The sequence below is a fragment of the Streptomyces sp. NPDC053048 genome (assembly GCF_044547045.1).
Taxonomy (GTDB): domain Bacteria; phylum Actinomycetota; class Actinomycetes; order Streptomycetales; family Streptomycetaceae; genus Streptomyces.
The window spans coordinates 275,700-292,632 of sequence record NZ_JBITZS010000001.1; the positions used below are offsets into that span (position 1 = coordinate 275,700).

12 protein-coding genes are annotated in these 16,933 nt (G+C 72.7%); 5 read left to right on the forward strand and 7 right to left on the reverse strand.

All coding sequences use genetic code 11. The annotated features are described in order from the left end of the window. Window position 1: 1 nt before the first annotated feature. The 4 genes from ACIG36_RS01455 to ACIG36_RS01470 all read right to left on the reverse strand — a co-directional run bounded on the left by ACIG36_RS01455 (window position 2) and on the right by ACIG36_RS01470 (window position 4,507). Window positions 2-832 carry a carbohydrate ABC transporter permease gene (locus ACIG36_RS01455; protein WP_399920055.1) on the reverse strand — a complete coding sequence of 277 codons (831 nt, stop codon included), beginning with the start codon at window positions 830-832 and terminating at the stop codon, window positions 2-4. Between the two features lie 6 nt (window positions 833-838). Further along, window positions 839-1,819 carry a carbohydrate ABC transporter permease gene (locus ACIG36_RS01460; RefSeq protein WP_399920058.1) on the reverse strand — a complete coding sequence of 327 codons (981 nt, stop codon included), beginning with the start codon at window positions 1,817-1,819 and terminating at the stop codon, window positions 839-841. An 11-nt stretch (window positions 1,820-1,830) separates the two neighbouring features. Then, entirely contained in the window at window positions 1,831-3,213 is a 1,383-nt protein-coding gene (locus ACIG36_RS01465) for an ABC transporter substrate-binding protein (RefSeq protein ID WP_399920062.1), read from the reverse strand. Between the two features lie 91 nt (window positions 3,214-3,304). Beyond that, complete coding sequence (locus tag ACIG36_RS01470) at window positions 3,305-4,507, reverse strand: ROK family transcriptional regulator (RefSeq protein ID WP_399920065.1); 1,203 nt, start codon at window positions 4,505-4,507, stop codon at window positions 3,305-3,307. A 204-nt stretch (window positions 4,508-4,711) separates the two neighbouring features. Here ACIG36_RS01470 and ACIG36_RS01475 point away from each other — a divergent pair, with 204 nt between their 5' ends. Then, window positions 4,712-5,230, forward strand: coding sequence for an FBP domain-containing protein (locus tag ACIG36_RS01475; RefSeq protein ID WP_399920068.1), 519 nt, complete (start codon window positions 4,712-4,714; stop codon window positions 5,228-5,230). Window positions 5,231-5,309: 79 nt separating this feature from the next. Here the strand turns inward: ACIG36_RS01475 and ACIG36_RS01480 are convergent, their stop codons facing one another. After that, window positions 5,310-6,383, reverse strand: a complete 1,074-nt coding sequence (locus ACIG36_RS01480) for a mechanosensitive ion channel family protein (RefSeq protein WP_399920071.1) — start codon at window positions 6,381-6,383, stop codon at window positions 5,310-5,312. 281 nt (window positions 6,384-6,664) lie between these two features. Between ACIG36_RS01480 and ACIG36_RS01485 the strand changes: the two genes are divergently transcribed. After that, window positions 6,665-7,201: an HNH endonuclease gene (locus tag ACIG36_RS01485; protein WP_399920074.1), complete on the forward strand. Its 537-nt coding sequence runs from the start codon at window positions 6,665-6,667 to the stop codon at window positions 7,199-7,201. A gap of 78 nt (window positions 7,202-7,279) precedes the next feature. On the opposite strand, the gene ACIG36_RS01490 is transcribed toward ACIG36_RS01485, so the two are convergent. Continuing rightward, on the reverse strand, window positions 7,280-10,417 hold the full coding sequence (locus ACIG36_RS01490; protein WP_399920077.1) for a beta-N-acetylglucosaminidase domain-containing protein: 3,138 nt from the start codon (window positions 10,415-10,417) through the stop codon (window positions 7,280-7,282). Window positions 10,418-10,666: 249 nt separating this feature from the next. On the opposite strand from ACIG36_RS01490, the gene malQ reads away from it, so the two are divergent. The 3 genes from malQ to ACIG36_RS01505 all read left to right on the forward strand — a co-directional run bounded on the left by malQ (window position 10,667) and on the right by ACIG36_RS01505 (window position 14,220). Next, window positions 10,667-12,748 carry a 4-alpha-glucanotransferase gene (malQ, locus tag ACIG36_RS01495; protein ID WP_399920080.1) on the forward strand — a complete coding sequence of 694 codons (2,082 nt, stop codon included), beginning with the start codon at window positions 10,667-10,669 and terminating at the stop codon, window positions 12,746-12,748. Window positions 12,749-12,795: 47 nt separating this feature from the next. Further along, window positions 12,796-13,074, forward strand: coding sequence for a hypothetical protein (locus ACIG36_RS01500; protein WP_399920083.1), 279 nt, complete (start codon window positions 12,796-12,798; stop codon window positions 13,072-13,074). 183 nt (window positions 13,075-13,257) lie between these two features. After that, window positions 13,258-14,220 carry an acyl-ACP desaturase gene (locus tag ACIG36_RS01505; protein WP_399920086.1) on the forward strand — a complete coding sequence of 321 codons (963 nt, stop codon included), beginning with the start codon at window positions 13,258-13,260 and terminating at the stop codon, window positions 14,218-14,220. 30 nt (window positions 14,221-14,250) lie between these two features. Here the strand turns inward: ACIG36_RS01505 and pepN are convergent, their stop codons facing one another. Then, window positions 14,251-16,821, reverse strand: a complete 2,571-nt coding sequence (pepN, locus tag ACIG36_RS01510) for an aminopeptidase N (protein WP_399920089.1) — start codon at window positions 16,819-16,821, stop codon at window positions 14,251-14,253. Window positions 16,822-16,933: the final 112 nt, after the last annotated feature.

Genomic DNA, 16,933 nt, shown 5'->3' on the forward strand with positions numbered 1-16,933 from the left:
TTCAGCCCTTTACTCCGGTGAGAGTGACGCCTTCGACGAAGGCCTTCTGAGCGAGGAAGAAGATGACGATGACCGGGGCCATGACCAGGAGGGTCGCGGCCATGGTCAGGTTCCAGTTGACGCTGTGGGCGCTCTTGAACGACTCCAGCCCGTAGCTCAGCGTCCACGCGCCGGGGTTCTGGGCCGCGTAGATCTGTGGCCCGAAGTAATCGTTCCAGCAATAAAAGAACTGAAACAGGGCGACCGCGGCGATGCCCGGCCGGGCCATCGGCACCACGATGCGCAGCAGCGTGCGCAGCTCGCCGCAGCCGTCGACCCGGGCCGACTCCAGGTACTCGGTGGGAATGGTCAGCAGGAACTGGCGCAACAGGAAGATGGAGTACGCGTCGCCGAACGCCAGCGGAATGATCAGCGGCCACAGCGAACCCGACAGGTGCAGCTGCTGCGCCCACACCAGGTACATCGGGATGACCACGACCTGGGGCGGCAGCATCATCGTGGAGAGGACCAGCAGCATCGCCGTCCGCCGCCCGCGGAAGCGGAACTTGGCCAGCGCGTAGGCGACCGGGACGGCGGAGCACACGGTGAGGAAGGTGCCGGCTCCCGCGTAGAGCAGGGAATTGCGCCACCAGCCGAGGAATCCGGGTGTGGCGAAGACCTCCGCGTAATTGGACCACCGCCATTCGTGCGGCCACAACTCGCCGCTCATCGCCTGCTCGTCGCTCATCACGGAGGTGAGGAAGACGAAGACGAAGGGCAGGACGAAGAAGAGGGCGGCGGCGACGGCCGTGGTGTGCACGGCTATCCAGTGCAGGGCGCGTTTGCGGGTCATCGCGGGTCAGCCCTCCGTCAGCAGTCCGGCGTTTCTGCGCATCAGCAGCGAGGTGACGGCCATGGCGACGGCGAAGAGCACGAGTGAGAGCACGCACGCGGCGCCGGTGTTGAAGTTCTGGAAGCCCAGCGAGTAGACGAGCTGCGGGACGGTGAGCGTGGAGTGGTCGGGGTAGCCGGGCTGGATCGCCGAACCGGGGCCGACGCTGACCCCGGACGCCAGCTTTCCGGCCACCAGGGCCTGCGTGTAGTACTGCATGGTCTGCACGACCCCCGTCACGACCGCGAACATCACGATCGGTGTGATCGACGGCCAGGTCACATAGCGGAACGTCGCGAAGGCCCCGGCTCCGTCGAGCTCGGCCGCCTCGTACTGCTCCCTGGGCACGTCCAGCAGCGCGGCCATGAAGATCACCATGAGGTCGCCGATGCCCCACAGCGACAGCAGCACCAGCGAGGGCTTGGCCCAGTCGGGGTCGTTGAACCAGTTGGGCGCGGTGACGCCGAGCGCGGACAGGGCCTCGTTGACCGGCCCGGTACCCGGGTTGAGCAGGAAGACGAAGGCCACGGTCGCCGCGACCGGCGGGGCGAGGTAGGGCAGGTAGAAGGCGGTGCGGAAGAAGCCGGCACCCGTCTTGATCTTGGTGATGAGCAGCCCGGTGCCCAGTCCGAAGACGACCCGCAGCGCCACCATGACCACCACCAGCCACAGCGTGTTCCACAGCGCCGGCCCGAACAGCGGCATCCGGCCGAAGACGTACGCCCAGTTCCGCAGGCCGACGAACGAGGGGGCCTGGATCTGGTTGTAGTGCATGAAGGAGAAGTAGACGGTGGCGATCAGCGGGTAGCCGAAGAAGACGCAGAAGCCGATCAGCCAGGGGGAGAGGAACCCGAGGGTCCGCAGCCGTGCGCGGAGGTGTTTGCGGCGCAGCGCGGGAGCGACGGCGGGCGTCGCAGCGGGCGAAGCAGCGGGGGCGGGCTGGGCCATGGCGGCGGCTTTCAGTCGGCGGACTGGAGGTTGTCGTCGTCTATCCGGCGGTCGAGGCGGCGCAGCCCCTTGTCCAGGTCGCGGACCCTGCCCGCCTCGACGTCGTAGGCGAAGTCCTGGAGCGAGAGGATGTACTGGCCGCCGTTGACCGAGGGCGGCATCCCGGTGCTGTGCGGGTGCCGCGCGATGGCCAGGAAGGTGCGGAAGGCGGGGTCGGCGTCGAGGCCGGGCGAGGCGAGCGCGGCCTTGGTCGAGGGGACGTTGTGAATGGCGTTCGCGAAGGCGACGACCTGTTCGGTGTCGGTCGTCAGGAACTTCACCAGTTCCCAGGCCGCGTTGCGGTGCTTGCTGCTGTGGGCGACGCCGATGACCGTGCCGGTCAGGTAGCCGCGTCCGTAGGTGTCGGCCCGGTCGTCCGGTACGGGCATGGGGGCGGTCGCCCAGCGGAATTTCGGCCCGGCCTCCTTCAGCATCAGGCCGCGCCATTCGCCGTCCAGGTGCATGGCGACCTTTCCGGTGAGAAAGGCGTTCTGCGAGGACATCTCGTCGCCGAAGCCGGTGCGGAAGTTCTCCAGCGGGCCGTAGCCGCCGAGGGCGGATATCAGCTCGCGCTGGAAGGTGAGGAACTCCCTCGCGGCGGGCTCCCGGGACAGCCGGGCCTTGCCCTTGTCGTCGAAGTAGCGCGGGCCCCACTGGGCGAAGAAGCGGTCCGGGCTGTTCAGGTAGAACCGGAAATTGGGCATGAAGCCCAGCTGCCGGTACGAGCCGTCGCCGGCCCGTTCGGTGAGCCGGACGGCGGCGTCCTTGAATTCCGAGATCGTGCGGGGCGGCCGGGTGATGCCGGCCCTGTCGAAGGCGTCCCGGTTGTAGTACATCCCGTACGCGTCGGCGAGGAGCGGCAGGGCGCACTGGACGCCTCGGTAGGAGGTGTAGCCGAGGAGCGTCCGGGGGAAGATCCGCTCCTTGTCCAGGCCCGATTTCCTGAGGAAGGGGTCGAGGTCGGCCCACATGCCCGAGGAGCAGTACTGGCCGACGTTGTTGGTGGTGAAGGACGACACCACGTCGGGCGTATGGCCGCCGCCCGCCCGCAGGGCCTGGTTCACGGTGGCGTCGGTGACGTTCCCGGTCGCCTTCACCCGGATGCCGGGGTGCCCCCTCTCGAACCGGGCGATCGCCGCGTCGACCGCCTTCACCTCGTTCTTCTCCGACCAGCCGTGCCAGAACCGAAGGGTGACGGGCCCGGCGGGGTCGCCCCCGTCGCTGCCGGTGGAGGGGTTGGCGCAGCCGGCGAGGAGTAACGCGGCGGTCAGGAGCAGGGGGACGAGCGGTCGGCGCAGGCCGTGGTGTGACCCGGATCCCCGGGGTAACCGGGGGCGGATGCGAATGCGTGGCATGGCGGTACTTCCTTGGGCGGGGAGGGCGGGAAGCGACGCGATGTGCTCGTAGCGCTCGGAGTGTTACGGAAGGAACGGGCGGCCGGGCGTCTCAGGCGGTGTCGAAGACCGTGTTGCGGGCGGCAGCCAGCGCACTGTGCAGCGCGCCGATCAGGATCGGACAGCCCTCGACGGTGCTCAGCCGCAACCGCGGCCGGGGCAGGGCCAGTCCGGTCAGCTCGATCTCGACCAGTTCGCGCAGGCGCTCGCCGCCGGCCCCGCAGACCTCGCCGCAGAGCACCACGAGCCCCGGGTCGACGACGGCGATGATGGCGGCGAGTCCGGTCGCGATGCGGGCCCCGAGCTCCGTGAAGAGCGCGTCGCCCGCGCCCGGCACGGCCGCCGCCCGCGCCAGGGCCTCGGGGGCCGTGGCGCCGTCGATGCCGTGCTCACGGGCGAGACGGACCACCGTGGGCGAGCCCACCAGCATCTGGAAGCCGCCCCCGCCGTCCGGGCCGACGGTGGCCTCGGGCCCGCCGCGCGCGAGCGGGGCACCGGGCAGCGGCATGTAGCCGACCTCGCCCGCGCCGCCCGTCGCGCCGCGCAGCAGCCGTCCGCCGAGGACGATCGCGGCGCCCACGCCCTCGTCGATCCACAGCAGCACATAGTCGTCGGCCTCCCGCGCGGCGCCGACGTACCGTTCGGCGAGGGCGGCGAGGTTGACGTCGTTCTCGATCACGACCGGGGTGCCGATGAGCTCGGCGAGCTCGGCGCGCAGCGTGCGCGAGTGCCAGCCGGGCAGGTGCGGGGCGTACCGCAGTGTCCCGGTGCCGGGGTCCAGCGCGCCCGGCGTGCCGATGACCGTGTGGTGCAGGGCGTCGTGGGCGAGCCCGGCGGCGGCGAGCGCGCCCCCCACGGCCTCGACCACCAGCTCGGCGGTCCGTACCCGTACCGCCTCGGCCATGGCAGGGGCGTCGATCCGGTGTCGGCCGACGACGGTGCCGGTGATGTCCGCGACGGCGGCGGTGATGCCCTCCTCGTCGACGGAGAGCCCGGCCACGTGTGCGATGCCCGGATCGATCTCGTACAGCTGCGCGTTGGGCCCGGGACGGCCGGTGAGGCTGCCGGTGGTGCGGACCAGCCCGGCGGCCGCCAGTCGGCCGAGCAGCTGGGAGGCGGTCGGCTTGGACAGGCCGGTCAGCTCGCCGAGGCGGGTGCGGGTGAGGGGGCCGTGGGCCAGGAGCAGATCGAGCGCGGCGCGGTCGTTCATGGCCCGCAGCACCCGTGGCGTCCCGGGGACTCCGGTTCCGGCCATGCTGTGCTCCCGCCCGTCTGTAAGGAAACTTTCCTGTCGGTGCAGGGACGGTATGACGCGTTCCGCTACGGCGTCAATAGCCCGGTGACGGTCGTTCAACCGCTCGGCGCGCAGCGTTCAACGGCCCGCCGCCGGCCTGTGCTTGACCCCGCTCGCGAAAAATCATGCGACGCCGGCCGTGTTCCGCTGTTAGTTTCACGCCACATGGAACAACTCGGCGAAAATGCCATACGTGCCTCCTTCGTCAACTGCTCGAAGGGCGAGGCCCGCAGGATCAGCCTTCCCCGGGGGCTTGCCGAACTTCCCTGGGAGGACCTGGACTTCCTGGGCTGGCGCGACCCGGGCGCGCCCGACCGGGGCTACCTCGTCGCGGTGCGGGAGGGCAGGGCGATCGGCATCACCCTGCGTGTACCGCAGGGCGGCCCCCGCAGCAAGGCGAAGACCACCCTGTGCTCCCTGTGCCTGACCGGCCACCCCGGCTCGGGCGTCTCGCTGCTCGCGGCCCGCAGGGTCGGCGCCTCGGGCCGGGAGGGCAACACCGTCGGCGCCTACATCTGCGCCGACCTGGCGTGCCCCCTCTATGTGCGCGGCAGGAAGGTGCCGGAGATGTCGATGCGGTACAAGGAGTCGCTCTCGCTGGAGGAGCGCCTGGCCCGCATGAATGGCAACCTCGACGCGTTCCTGGACAAGGTCCTGGCGGAACACGCCGTCACCACCGGCTGAACCGTCACCACCGCCTGAACCCGTCACCACCGGCTGACGTGAAAGGCCCCCTCACCGTCCGGCGAGGGGGCCTTTCAGATCACTTGCCCAGCGTCACGCCCGGCGGCGCCGGCGGTATCGGCGCCGTCGCCTGGGCCTGCGGCGAGGCGGGGTTGGCCATGACGGACGGGGGCGCGACGCTCGCCGCCGGATCCACCGGGACGGTCTCCAGCTCCGGCTCGAGCGGACGGCCGACGATGCGGATGCCCTCCGCGTCCAGCGCCCGCTTGATCCGCCAGCGCAGCTCGCGCTCCACGCCGAGGGCCTTGCCCGGCATGGTCTTGGCCGACACCCGGATGATCACCGAGTCGAGGTAGATCGCGTTCAGGCCCAGCACCTCGACGGGCTCCCACAGCCGCTCGTTCCACGGCTCGGCCTTGTGCATCTCCTCGCCCGCCCGGGTGATGACCTCGCGCACCCGGTCCAGGTCCTCGTCGGAGCGCACCTGGACGTCCACGCCCGCCGTCGCCCAGCCCTGGCTGAGGTTGCCGATCCGCTTGACCTCGCCGTTGCGCACGTACCAGATCTCGCCGTCGACCCCGCGCAGCTTGGTCACCCGCAGGCCGACCTCGATCACCTCGCCGGAGGCCACCCCGGCGTCGATCGTGTCACCGACCCCGTACTGGTCCTCAAGGATCATGAAGACGCCCGAGAGGAAGTCGGTGACCAGGTTGCGGGCGCCGAAACCGATGGCGACGCCGGCGACACCGGCGCTGGCCAGCAGCGGAGCCAGGTTGATCTTGAGGACGGACAGGACCGTCAGCGCCGCCGTTCCCATGATCAGGAACGAGGCGACGCTGCGCAGCACCGACCCGATGGCCTCCGAGCGCTGCCGGCGGCGCTCGGCGTTGACCAGCAGGCTGCCCAGAGCCGTGCCGTCGACGGCCTGGGCGGTGCGGTTCATCCGCGCTATGAGCCTGGTGATCGCGCGGCGGATCAGCGAGCGCATGGCCACCGCGATCACGACGATCAGCACGATGCGCAGGCCGTTGCTGAGCCAGATGGACCAGTTCTCCTCGACCCATCCCGCGGCGTCGTTCGCCGTGCGTTGGGCCTCGTCCAGCGATGTGGGACGGGGCGTCGAGTCTGCGGCCAGGGCAGCGGACCAGAACACAGCAGGAACCCTCCGGTGTGGGACTGCGCCCGCGACGAGGAGCGATGCGGGCGGACCCACCACACTAACGGGGCAGACAGGGTGCTCCGTTGTTGTGTTCGAGATGGGACGGGTCTTGCGCGGGGATGACTGTGGTGGGTCGCGCCGAGCTCCCCGGTGTGCTCCAAAACACCTGAGACCCGTTACCCGGTGATGGTGGCGCTTGTGCCAGGGGCCAGGGGACACTTGCAGGAGATCGTCCCGGCGCGAGCCACGCGCCGCCGGCGTACAAGGAGGCACCCGTGCCGCATGTCCTGGTCCTCAACGCGTCGTACGAGCCGCTCGGCGTCGTACCGCTCCGCCGCGCGCTCATACTCGTCCTCAATGAGAAGGCCATCAGCCTCGAGGACTCCGGCGCCTATCTGCACAGCGCGACCTGCACCATCCCCGCACCCAGCGTCGTCAGGCTCAAGCGCTTCGTGCGGGTGCCCTTTCGGGGCCCCGTCCCGCTCACCCGCCGTGCCCTCTTCGCCAGGGACGGCGGGCGCTGCGCGTACTGCGGTGGCGTCGCAACCAGCGTCGACCACGTCGTGCCGCGCAGTCGCGGCGGGCAGCACGCCTGGGAGAACGTGGTGGCGGCCTGCCGCCGCTGCAACCACGTCAAGGCCGACCGGCACGTCTCCGAGCTCGGCTGGCGGCTGCGGCATCAGCCCGCGCCGCCGTCCGGCCTGGCCTGGCGGATCATCGGCACGGGCCATAGGGATCCGCGCTGGCTGCCGTACCTGGAGGCCTACGGCGCGGAGGACGCGATGGCCCGGATCGACGGCATTTCCGCCTGAGACGACCGGGCCATCGTCGTACGGGGAGCGGTGTGACGCGTTCCGCACGACGATGGCCCGGCCCGGGGCCGCCGGCCGCTAGCGGCCCGCGTCGCCCTTGCCCGGCTCCTGCACGGCGTACGCCTCCACCGACCACAGCGAGTAGCCGAACCGGGTGGCCCGCTTCTCGCCCTGGACGCGCACGAAGCGCGTGTCCGGCGCGTCCATGCGCACCGACTCCATGCCCCCCTTGCCGTCACCGACCGCCGCCGCGTCCCGCCAGGTGCGCCCGTCCGGGGACACCTGGATCCGGTAGCGGCGCGGGTGCGCCTCCTGCCAGTGCAGCACCAGGCGGCCCAGCCGGACCGGGCGGGCCAGCTCCAGCTGCCACCAGGCGTCGTCGGCGTGCGGCGAGGACCAGCGGGTGCGCGGGTCGCCGTCGAGCGCCGCGGAGGCCGGGAAACGGGCCGTCTCCTGGCCCGAGGCCGTCGCCCGCCCGCTCCGCGCCAGGTCCGGCCCGCCGGTGGGCGGGTACGCCCGGACGGTCACGGTCCGCTCCTGGCCGGCCAGGCTGACCGGCACCGTGAAGACCCGCGCGGGCCCGGCCGGCACCGTGAGCTCGATCCGGGCCGTGGTCACGCCGCCGCGCACGGCGGTGACCGTCTCCGGCGCCTTGACGGTGACGCCCTGGGGGGCCTTGACGGTGAGCTTCTCGTGGACCGTCTCCGGGCGCTGGTTGATCACGCGGGCCTCGACGACGGCCGGGCGGCCGCCGATCTCCGCGTCCGCCTCGCCCCGCGCGACCTCGAAGACGGCCGTACGGGTGTCGGCGAACCACGGGGTGAACTCGTGCACCGCCGGCGGGGCCGCCGCCGCGTCCCCGCTCCACACCACGCGCAGCGCGTCCGCCCGCAGCCCCTTGCCCGGCAGCTGCGTCCAGCCGTCGGCGGCCACGGCCCCCAGCGGCTGCCAGCCCTTGTCCGGGTCGTGCGCCTCGACGGTGCCCGCCGAGCCGCTGCCGGGCTCGGTCAGCAGGGTGACCACGGTCAGCGGATGCGGCTCGGGCAGTCGTACGGACAGCGGGACGCCCGGCTTCGGGCGCTCGGCGGTGGCCGGGTCGCCGTCGGTGGCCCGGCCCGCCGTGCGCAGCGGCCGGTCGACACCGGTCCAGCCGTTGGCCCTGGCCAGCGCCTGGTCGAGGAACGGGGTCAGGACGCCCTTGCCCACGGTCACCCGGCCGGCGCCGATCCGGCCGCGCAGCCGCTGCACGTCCAGCTGGGCCCGCCAGGCGGCGGCGCCGTCACCGCGCGCGTGGGCGGTGAGCATGTCCACCGCCCGCATGCCCGCCTCGCCGTGCCGGGCCAGCTGCTCCAGCCACGGCCGCACCTCGCCGCCGAGGGCCGGGGCGAGCGTGGCCTGGGCCCCGGCCATCGTCCGGAAGGCGGCCCGCAGCTTGCCGGCGGCCGCCTCCAGCCTGCCCCGGTCGGAGGCGGACAGCGCGGCCCAGAACTCGTCCAGCAGCGGCCGCAGGTACGCCGACTCCTCGCCGCCGAGCACCGACGAGGCGTCGTTGCCGGCCAGCGCCCGCAGCGCCTCGCGGGTCGCCGGCTGCGCCGAGGCACCGCCCGCCAGGTCGTCGACGGCGGCCCTCCACGACTCCTCCGGACGGTAGGCGCGCGGGTTCCAGGCGTAGTCGGCGGTGGTGAACAGCGGGATGCGGGAGGCCGTCGGCTGGGCGGAGGCGTTGGCCAGCAGCGCGGCCGAACCGGCGGCCACGGCGGGCTCCCGGCCGGTGTAGGGGCCCAGGAAGATACGGTCCTGCGCGAAGTCGTTGACCGGGTAGTTGTCCATGGTCACCAGCGGGTGGCCGAAGGCCGCGCGGGCGTCGGCCAATTCGCCGCCGGTGATGGTCTTGGGCACCACCCCCACGCCCGTCCAGGCCACCTCCACGCGCGGGTCCAGCGCCTTGGCCAGCGCCCGCCGGAACGCGGTGCGGCCGTCCTGGTAGTACTCGGTGGGCAGCAGCGACAGCGGCGCCGCCGCGTCGCCCTTGGCCGCCAGGTGCCGGGCCAGCTCGCCTGCCACCCTGGCCTGCGCCTCGGCCGCAGCCTTCGGGCCGGAACCGAACTTCTCGGCGTCCGCGTCGCAGTGCCACTCGCTGTAGCTGACGTCCTGGAACTGCAGCTGGAAGGCGCGCACCCCCAGCGCCCACATCGCGTCGACCTTGCGCTTGAGCGCCCGTACGTCCCCGGCGGAGGAGAAGCACATCGCCTGACCGGGGGAGACGGCCCACCCGAGCGTCACATGGTTGCGGCGGGCCCGCTCGGCCAGCTCCCGGAACTCCGCGCGCCGCGCGGCGGGGTAGGCGTCGCGCCAGCGGGCCTGGCGGAAGGGGTCGTCGCCGGGCGCGTAGAGGTAACGGTTGAGCTTGTTGCGGCCCATGAAGTCCAGCTGGGACAGCCGCTGCGGATGCGACCAGGGCTTGCCGTAGAAGCCCTCGGTCAGCCCGCGCACCGCCGTGCCCGGCCAGTCGCGGATCACCGCCCCGGCGAACGAACGCCCGCCCTCGCGCTCCACGGCCAGCTGCCGCAGCGTCTGCGCGGCGTGGAAGAGCCCGTCGGTGCCCATGCCCGCCAGCGCCACCGCCGGCCGGCCGCCGACCTGCCCGGTGGCCAGCCGGTAGCCGCCCCGCGGCAGGTCGGCGACGGGGGGCGCGCCCAGCGCCCGCAGCGCGTCGTCGGCGGCCTGCCCGTCCGCGTAGACGATCAGCCCTCCGGGCGGCGGGGTGCCGCCGGGCTGGGCGTCGACGACCGTACGGGCGCCCATCGAGCGCAGCACCTCGCGCAGCGCCTCGAGGGCGTACGGGTCGGTGCCCTGCTCGGCCATCAGGGTGACCTCGTCACCCACTCGGACGTACGAGCCCTGGGCGCGTGCCGTCTGCGGCCGCGGCCACACCGGCGGCAGGCCGTTCGCGCTCTCGCGCTCCGGGGCGTCGGCGCCGGCCGCGCCCGCGGCCGCACCGGGGCGGGGGTCGGCCAGGGCGTCACCGGCGTTGCCCAGCAGCCCGCCGAGGAGTGCGGCCGCCAGCACCGTGACCCCGGCCCGCCGGGAGCGTCCCCCGGCGGGGGCGGGCCGGCCGAGCCGGCCCGTGCCGACGGCACGGCCGGGCCGCGCGCACGACTCGTCCGCGTGCGAGGGGTCGTCCGCGTACGAGGGGTCGTCGCCCGGGAACCGCACGGCTTTCTCCTTGCCCCTGGTGTCACGCCCGATGAGCGACGAGCCCATCACCAGGTGCGGGACGTGTCAACGCAGCTGCCCGAACTGCCGGTAATGCCCCGCGCGTCGTGGAACCGAGCCGAAACGGAACCGAAACCGAAGCCACCCGAAGGGGCGTCAAACCGACATCGGGGAACGGAAGGTGTCGGCAGCGGCGGCACATGGGTAGGGCACAGGGAGCCGGCACGGGGGCCACCACGGAGGTGTTCGATGGGACGAGCGCGCCTTGCCGAACTGCACGGTGTCGCCACCACCTACGAGCCCGCGCCCGGCCACAGCGCCAAGGTCTCCGAGGACACCGTCGTCGCCGTCCTCGCCGCCCTGGGCGTCGACGCCTCCACCCCCAGGGCCGTCCGCGACGCCCTCGAGGCCCACGAGGCGGCCGCGCGCGGCCGCCTGCTGCCCCCTGCCGTCGTCCTCCGCCGGGGCGGAAAGCGGAATCTGCCGGAGCTGCCGGAGGGGACGGCGCTGCGGGTCGACACCGAGGACGGCCGCTCCCTCGACTGGGACGGCACCGCACCGCTGCCCCTGGGCGGCCACGTCCTGCGCGTCCGGGCCCCCGACGGCCGCACCGCCGGCGCGCCCCTGATCGTCGCCCCCGAGCGGCTGCCCACGCCGCCCGCGCGCGGCCACGGCTTCCTCGTCCAGCTCTACTCCCTGCTCTCGGCCCGCTCCTGGGGCATGGGCGACCTCGGCGACCTCGCCGAGCTCGCCGCCTGGGCCGGCCGCGCCTTCGGCTCCGACTTCGTCCAGGTCAACCCCCTGCACGCGGCCGTCCCCGGACCGCCCACCGACCCCTCGCCCTACCGGCCCTCCTCCCGCCGCTTCCCCGACCCGGTCCACCTGCGGATCGAGGAGATCCCCGAGTTCGCCCACCTCACCGGCCCCGCCCGCCAGGAGGCCGACGCACTCCTCGCCCGCGCCGCCGGGCTGCGCGAGGGCGTGCTGCGCCGCTCGGCACTGATCGACCGGGACGCCGTGTGGGCCCTCAAGCGCCGCGCCCTGGAACTGCTGCGGACCGTGCCGCTGGGCCCCGGCCGGCGCGCCGCCTACTGCGACTTCCTCGCCGAGCAGGGCCAGGCCCTCGACGACCACTCCACCTGGTGCGCGCTGGCCGAGACGCACGGCCCCGACTGGCACACCTGGCCCGCCGGCCTGCGCGACCCGCGCTCGGCCCGTACCGCCCGCGCCCGCGGCGAGCTGCTGGACCGCGTCGACTTCCACTGCTGGCTCGCCTGGCTCACCGACGGGCAGCTGGCCGCCGCCCAGCGGGCCGCCCGCGAGGCCGGCATGCGCGTCGGCCTCGTCCACGACCTGGCCGTCGGCGTCCACCCCGCGGGCGCCGACGCCTGGGCGCAGCAGGACGCCCTCGCCGCCGGCATGTCCATCGGCGCGCCTCCCGACGCCTTCAACTCCCGTGGCCAGGACTGGGGGCTGCCGCCCTGGCGCCCCGACGCCCTGGCCGCCACCGGCTACGCCCCCTACCGTGAGCTGCTGCGGGGCCTGCTGCGGCACGCGGGAGCGCTGCGGATCGACCATGTGATGGGGCTGTTCCGGCTGTGGTGGGTACCGCAGGGCTACGAGCCGCGGCGCGGCGCCTACGTCCGCTACGACGCCGAGGCCATGCTGGGCGTCCTCGCGCTGGAGGCGCACCGCGCGGGCACCGCTGTCATAGGCGAGGACCTGGGCACGGTCGAACCGGGGGTGCGCGAGACGCTCGCCGAGCACGGGGTGCTGGGCACCTCGGTGCTGTGGTTCGAGCGGGATTACGAAAACGGAGGAGCCGGGGGCGCGCGGCCCGCGCCGCTGGAGCCCGAGCGGTGGCGGTCCGGCTGCGTGGCCACGGCCACCACCCACGACCTGCCGAGCACCGCGGCCCGGCTCACCGGCGACCATGTGGAGCTGCGGCACCGGCTGGGGCTGCTGACCCGGCCGCTGGCCGTCGAGCAGCGGGAGGACGCCACGGGCCTGGCGGAGTGGCTGGCCCTGTTCGGCCGGCTGGGGCTGCTGCCGGAGGGGCCCGGCGACGAGGAGGCGGCCGTCAAGGCCGTCCACCGCTTCCTGCTGCGCACCCCCGCCCGGCTGGTCGGCGTGTGGCTGCCCGACGCCGTCGGGGACCGGCGGCCGCAGAACCTGCCGGGCACCTGGGACCAGTACCCGAACTGGCGGCTGCCGCTCGCCGACGCCGCCGGGCGACCGCTGTCGCTGGAGGAGCTGGCGGCCTCGCCCCGGCTGCACGCGCTGATGGAGGACCTCCGCAAGCACGGGGCCGGGGCCGCCGGACGCCGATAGGCCACCCCGGGCGCGCGGGCCCGGCGGCTGTCCGATACGTTGAGGCCGTGAGCAATAAGGTCAACAAGAACGCCGTGCGCGCCGGTGCCATCTCCGCGGGCACGCTGCTGATGCTGCTGATGTCGTCCCCCGCGTTCGCGCTCACCCGCGACGACGGTGACGACCCGGGTCCGGGCCTGAGCGTGATCAACACGCTCGGCCTCTACGTGGCCGCGCCGATCGTGCTGTTCGTGGTCATCGCCGCCCTGACGATGGTGCTGGCCCGGGGTTCGGACAACCCCCGTACGCACGCCGCCCAGACCCACCACCCGCGCCCCTCGCGCTGAGGCCTTTCAGCCCGACACACACTTCCAGCCGGTCCCGGCTCTGCACACAAGCGGAGCCGGGACCGGCTTTTTGCTGCTCAGGGGCGGGATGAACGATCAGACTTTACGTCGTCTTTAACTTACGGTGTCGTAACCTACGGGGCCGTAAGTGCCGTAAGAAATCCCCCTGCGCAGGAGCCGTCCGTGACCATAGCCCCCTCCCTCCGCCGTGGTCAGTGGAGCGACGCCAGGCTGCTGTACGCACTCGAGGAAGCCGTCGAGACCGAGCTCAACCGCCACCTGAAGGTGGCCAGGGAATGGATGCCCCACGAGTACGTGCCCTGGAGCGAGGGCCGTGACTTCGACGGCGTCATGGGCGGCGAGGCCTGGGCCCCCGAGCAGTCCAAGGTCTCCGAGATCGGGCGGATCGCCCTCGTGGTCAACCTGCTGACCGAGGACAACCTCCCCAGCTACCACCACGAGATCGCCACGCTCTTCGGCCGCGACGGCGCCTGGGGCACCTGGGTGCACCGGTGGACGGCCGAGGAGGGCCGGCACGGCATCGTGATGCGCGACTACCTGCTCACCTCACGGGCCGTCGACCCGGTCGAGCTGGAACGTTTCCGCATGCGGCACATGAGCGAGGGCTTCGAGTCCGACAACCGCCACAGCATGCTGCACTCGGTCGCCTACGTCGCCTTCCAGGAACTGGCCACCCGCATCTCGCACCGCAACACCGGCCACCACTCGGGCGACCCCGTCTGCGACCGCATGCTCGCGCGCATCGCCACCGACGAGAACCTGCACATGGTCTTCTACCGCAACCTGCTCGGCAGGGCCTTCGAGCTGGCGCCCGACCAGACCATGTGCGCGGTGCGGGACGTGGTCACCGGCTTCCGGATGCCGGGCCACGGCATCCCCGGCTTCGAGCGCGCCGCCGCGCAGATCGCCATCGGCGGCATCTACAACCTGCGCATCCACCACGACGACGTGCTCCAGCCGGTGCTGCGCTTCCTGAAGGTCCTCGAGATCACGGGCCTGGGCCCGGAGGGCCTGCGCGCCCAGGAGGAGCTGGGCCTGTTCATGGGCGGCCTGGACGATCAGGCGAAACGATTCGACGAGCGCCGGGCCGCCCTCCTGGCACGGAAGGCGGCCCGGCAGGCCTGAGGCCGGACGTCAGGCCTGCCGGGCCGGACGTCAGACGGCGGCGGCCGCGTCGGCGGCCTGCGCCTTCAGCGCACGCTCGACCCCGGCGCGGGACTCGGTCACCAGCCGCCGCAGCGCCGCGTTCGGCTCGGCCGAGGCCAGCCAGGCGTCCGTGGCGTCCAGGGTGGCCTGGGAGACCTGCAGCGCCGGGTAGAGGCCGATCGCGATCTGCTGGGCGATCTCGTGGCTGCGGTTCTCCCAGACGTGCTTGACCACCTCGAAGTACTTCTCCGCGTAGGGAGCGAGCAGCTCGCGCTGGTCGGCCTGCTGGAAGCCGCCGATGACCGACTCCTGCACCGCGTTGGGCAGCTTGTCCGAGTCGATGACCGAGGCCCAGGCCTCGGCCTTCGCCTCGGCGGTGGGGCGGGCGGCCCGTGCCCAGGCGGCGTGCTCCTCGCCCGCCGAGGTCCTGTCGCGCTCGAGCTCGGCGGCGATGGCGCTCCCGTCCGCCCGGCCCGTCGCGGCCAGCCGGCCGAGCAGGTCCCAGCGCAGCTCGGTGTCGACGGCCAGGCCCTCGATCGTCTCGCTGCCGTCCAGCAGCCCGGCGAGCAGGCCCAGCTGTTCGTCGGTGCGGGCGGTGGCGGCGAAGGCCCGCGCCCACGCCAGCTGGTGGTCGCTGCCCGGCTGGGCGGCGCGCAGGTGCTCCAGGGTGGCCTCGGTCCACTTCGCCAGGCCCGTCTCGCGCCAGGTCGGCGCCGCGTACAGCTCGAGGGCGGTCTTCACCTGGCGCTGCAGCGACTGCACCACGCCGATGTCGGACTCCTTGGCGACGCCGGACAGGACCAGGTCGAGGTAGTCGCGGGTGGCCAGCTCGCCGTCGCGGGTCATGTCCCAGGCGGAGGCCCAGGACAGGGCGCGGGGCAGGGACTGCTCGAAGTCGCCCAGGTGCTGGGTGACCGTGGCCAGGGACTCGGAGTCCAGGCGGACCTTGGCGTACGACAGGTCGTCGTCGTTGAGCAGCACGACGGCCGGACGGGCCCTGCCGACCAGCTGCGGGACCTCGGTCCGCGCGCCGTCGACGTCCAGCTCGATGCGGTCCTCGCGGACGAGCCTGCCGTCCTTCAGCTCGTACAGGCCGATCGCGATGCGGTGCGGGCGCAGGGTCGGCTCGCCCTTGGCTCCGGCGGGCAGCGCGGGGGCCTCCTGGCGGACCGCGAAGGCGGTGACGACGCCGTCGGCGTCCGTGGTGATCTCGGGACGCAGGATGTTGATGCCGGCCGTCTCCAGCCACGCCTTCGACCAGGCCTTCAGGTCGCGGCCGGAGGTCTTCTCCAGCGCGCCCAGCAGGTCGGACAGGCGGGTGTTGCCGAAGGCGTGCGTCTTGAAGTAGGCCTGCACGCCCGTGAAGAAGGCGTCCATGCCGACGTAGGCGACGAGCTGCTTGAGGACGGACGCGCCCTTGGCGTAGGTGATGCCGTCGAAGTTGACGAGCACATCGTCCAGGTCGCGGATCTCGGCCATGATCGGGTGGGTGGACGGCAGCTGGTCCTGCCGGTACGCCCAGGTCTTCATGGAGTTGGCGAACGTCGTCCACGAGTGCGGCCACTTGCTGCCCGGCGCGTAGGCCTGGCAGGCGATGGAGGTGTAGGTGGCGAACGACTCGTTCAGCCACAGGTCGTTCCACCACTCCATCGTGACCAGGTCGCCGAACCACATGTGCGCCAGCTCGTGCAGGATGGTCTCCGCGCGCACCTCGTACGCGGCGTCCGTCACCTTCGAGCGGAAGACGTACTGGTCGCGGATGGTGACCGCGCCCGCGTTCTCCATGGCGCCCGCGTTGAACTCCGGCACGAAGAGCTGGTCGTACTTGGCGAAGGGGTAGGCGTAGTCGAACTTCTCCTGGAACCAGTCGAAGCCCTGCCGGGTGACCTCGAAGATCGCGTCGGCGTCGAGGAACTCGGCGAGCGAGGGCCGGCAGTAGATGCCCAGCGGGACGACCTGCCCGTCCTTCTCGTACGAGCTGTGCACCGAGTGGTAGGGGCCGGCGATCAGCGCGGTGATGTACGTGGAGATGCGGGGCGTGGGCTCGAAGCGCCATACGTTGTCGGCCGGGCGCTCGGGCGTGGGCGAGTTGGAGATCACCGTCCAGCCCTCGGGGGCCTTCACGGTGAACTGGAACGTTGCCTTCAGGTCCGGCTGCTCGAAGGAGGCGAACACCCGGCGGGCGTCGGGCACCTCGAACTGCGTGTAGAGATAGGCCTGCTGGTCGACAGGGTCGACGAAGCGGTGCAGACCCTCACCGGTGTTGGTGTACGCGCAGTCCGCGACGACCTTCAGCTCGTTGCGCCCGGCCACCAGGCCGGACAGCGCGATGCGGCTGTCGTGGAAGACCTCGGCCGGCTCGAGCGCGGTCCCGTTCAGGACGACCTCGTGCACCGTCGGGGCCACCAGGTCGATGAAGGAGTCGCCCGCCTCGGCCGCCTCGAAGCGCACGGTGGTCACGGACCGGTAGGTGCCCCCCTCCTGCGCGCCGGAGAGGTCGAGGTCGATCTCGTACGCGTCCACGGTCAGCAGCCGGGCGCGCTGCTGGGCCTCCGCGCGGGTCAGGTTCGTTCCGGGCACCTGGGCGTCTCCTTAACATCACGCAATCACGACGTTCCCGGCCATCCTTCCACGGCGTCGCCGCGCGTGGCGGTGCGTACGCCGACAGCGGATGCGGAAGGGGGCGGACCCC

Bases quoted from the DNA above. Each gene is read 5' to 3' on its own strand.
- ACIG36_RS01455 (WP_399920055.1), bottom strand. From the start codon at position 832: ATGACCCGCAAACGCGCCCTGCACTGGATAGCCGTGCACACCACGGCC.
- ACIG36_RS01460 (WP_399920058.1), bottom strand. From the start codon at position 1,819: ATGGCCCAGCCCGCCCCCGCTGCTTCGCCCGCTGCGACGCCCGCCGTC.
- ACIG36_RS01465 (WP_399920062.1), bottom strand. From the start codon at position 3,213: ATGCCACGCATTCGCATCCGCCCCCGGTTACCCCGGGGATCCGGGTCA.
- ACIG36_RS01470 (WP_399920065.1), bottom strand. From the start codon at position 4,507: ATGGCCGGAACCGGAGTCCCCGGGACGCCACGGGTGCTGCGGGCCATG.
- ACIG36_RS01475 (WP_399920068.1), top strand. From the start codon at position 4,712: ATGGAACAACTCGGCGAAAATGCCATACGTGCCTCCTTCGTCAACTGC.
- malQ (WP_399920080.1), top strand. From the start codon at position 10,667: ATGGGACGAGCGCGCCTTGCCGAACTGCACGGTGTCGCCACCACCTAC.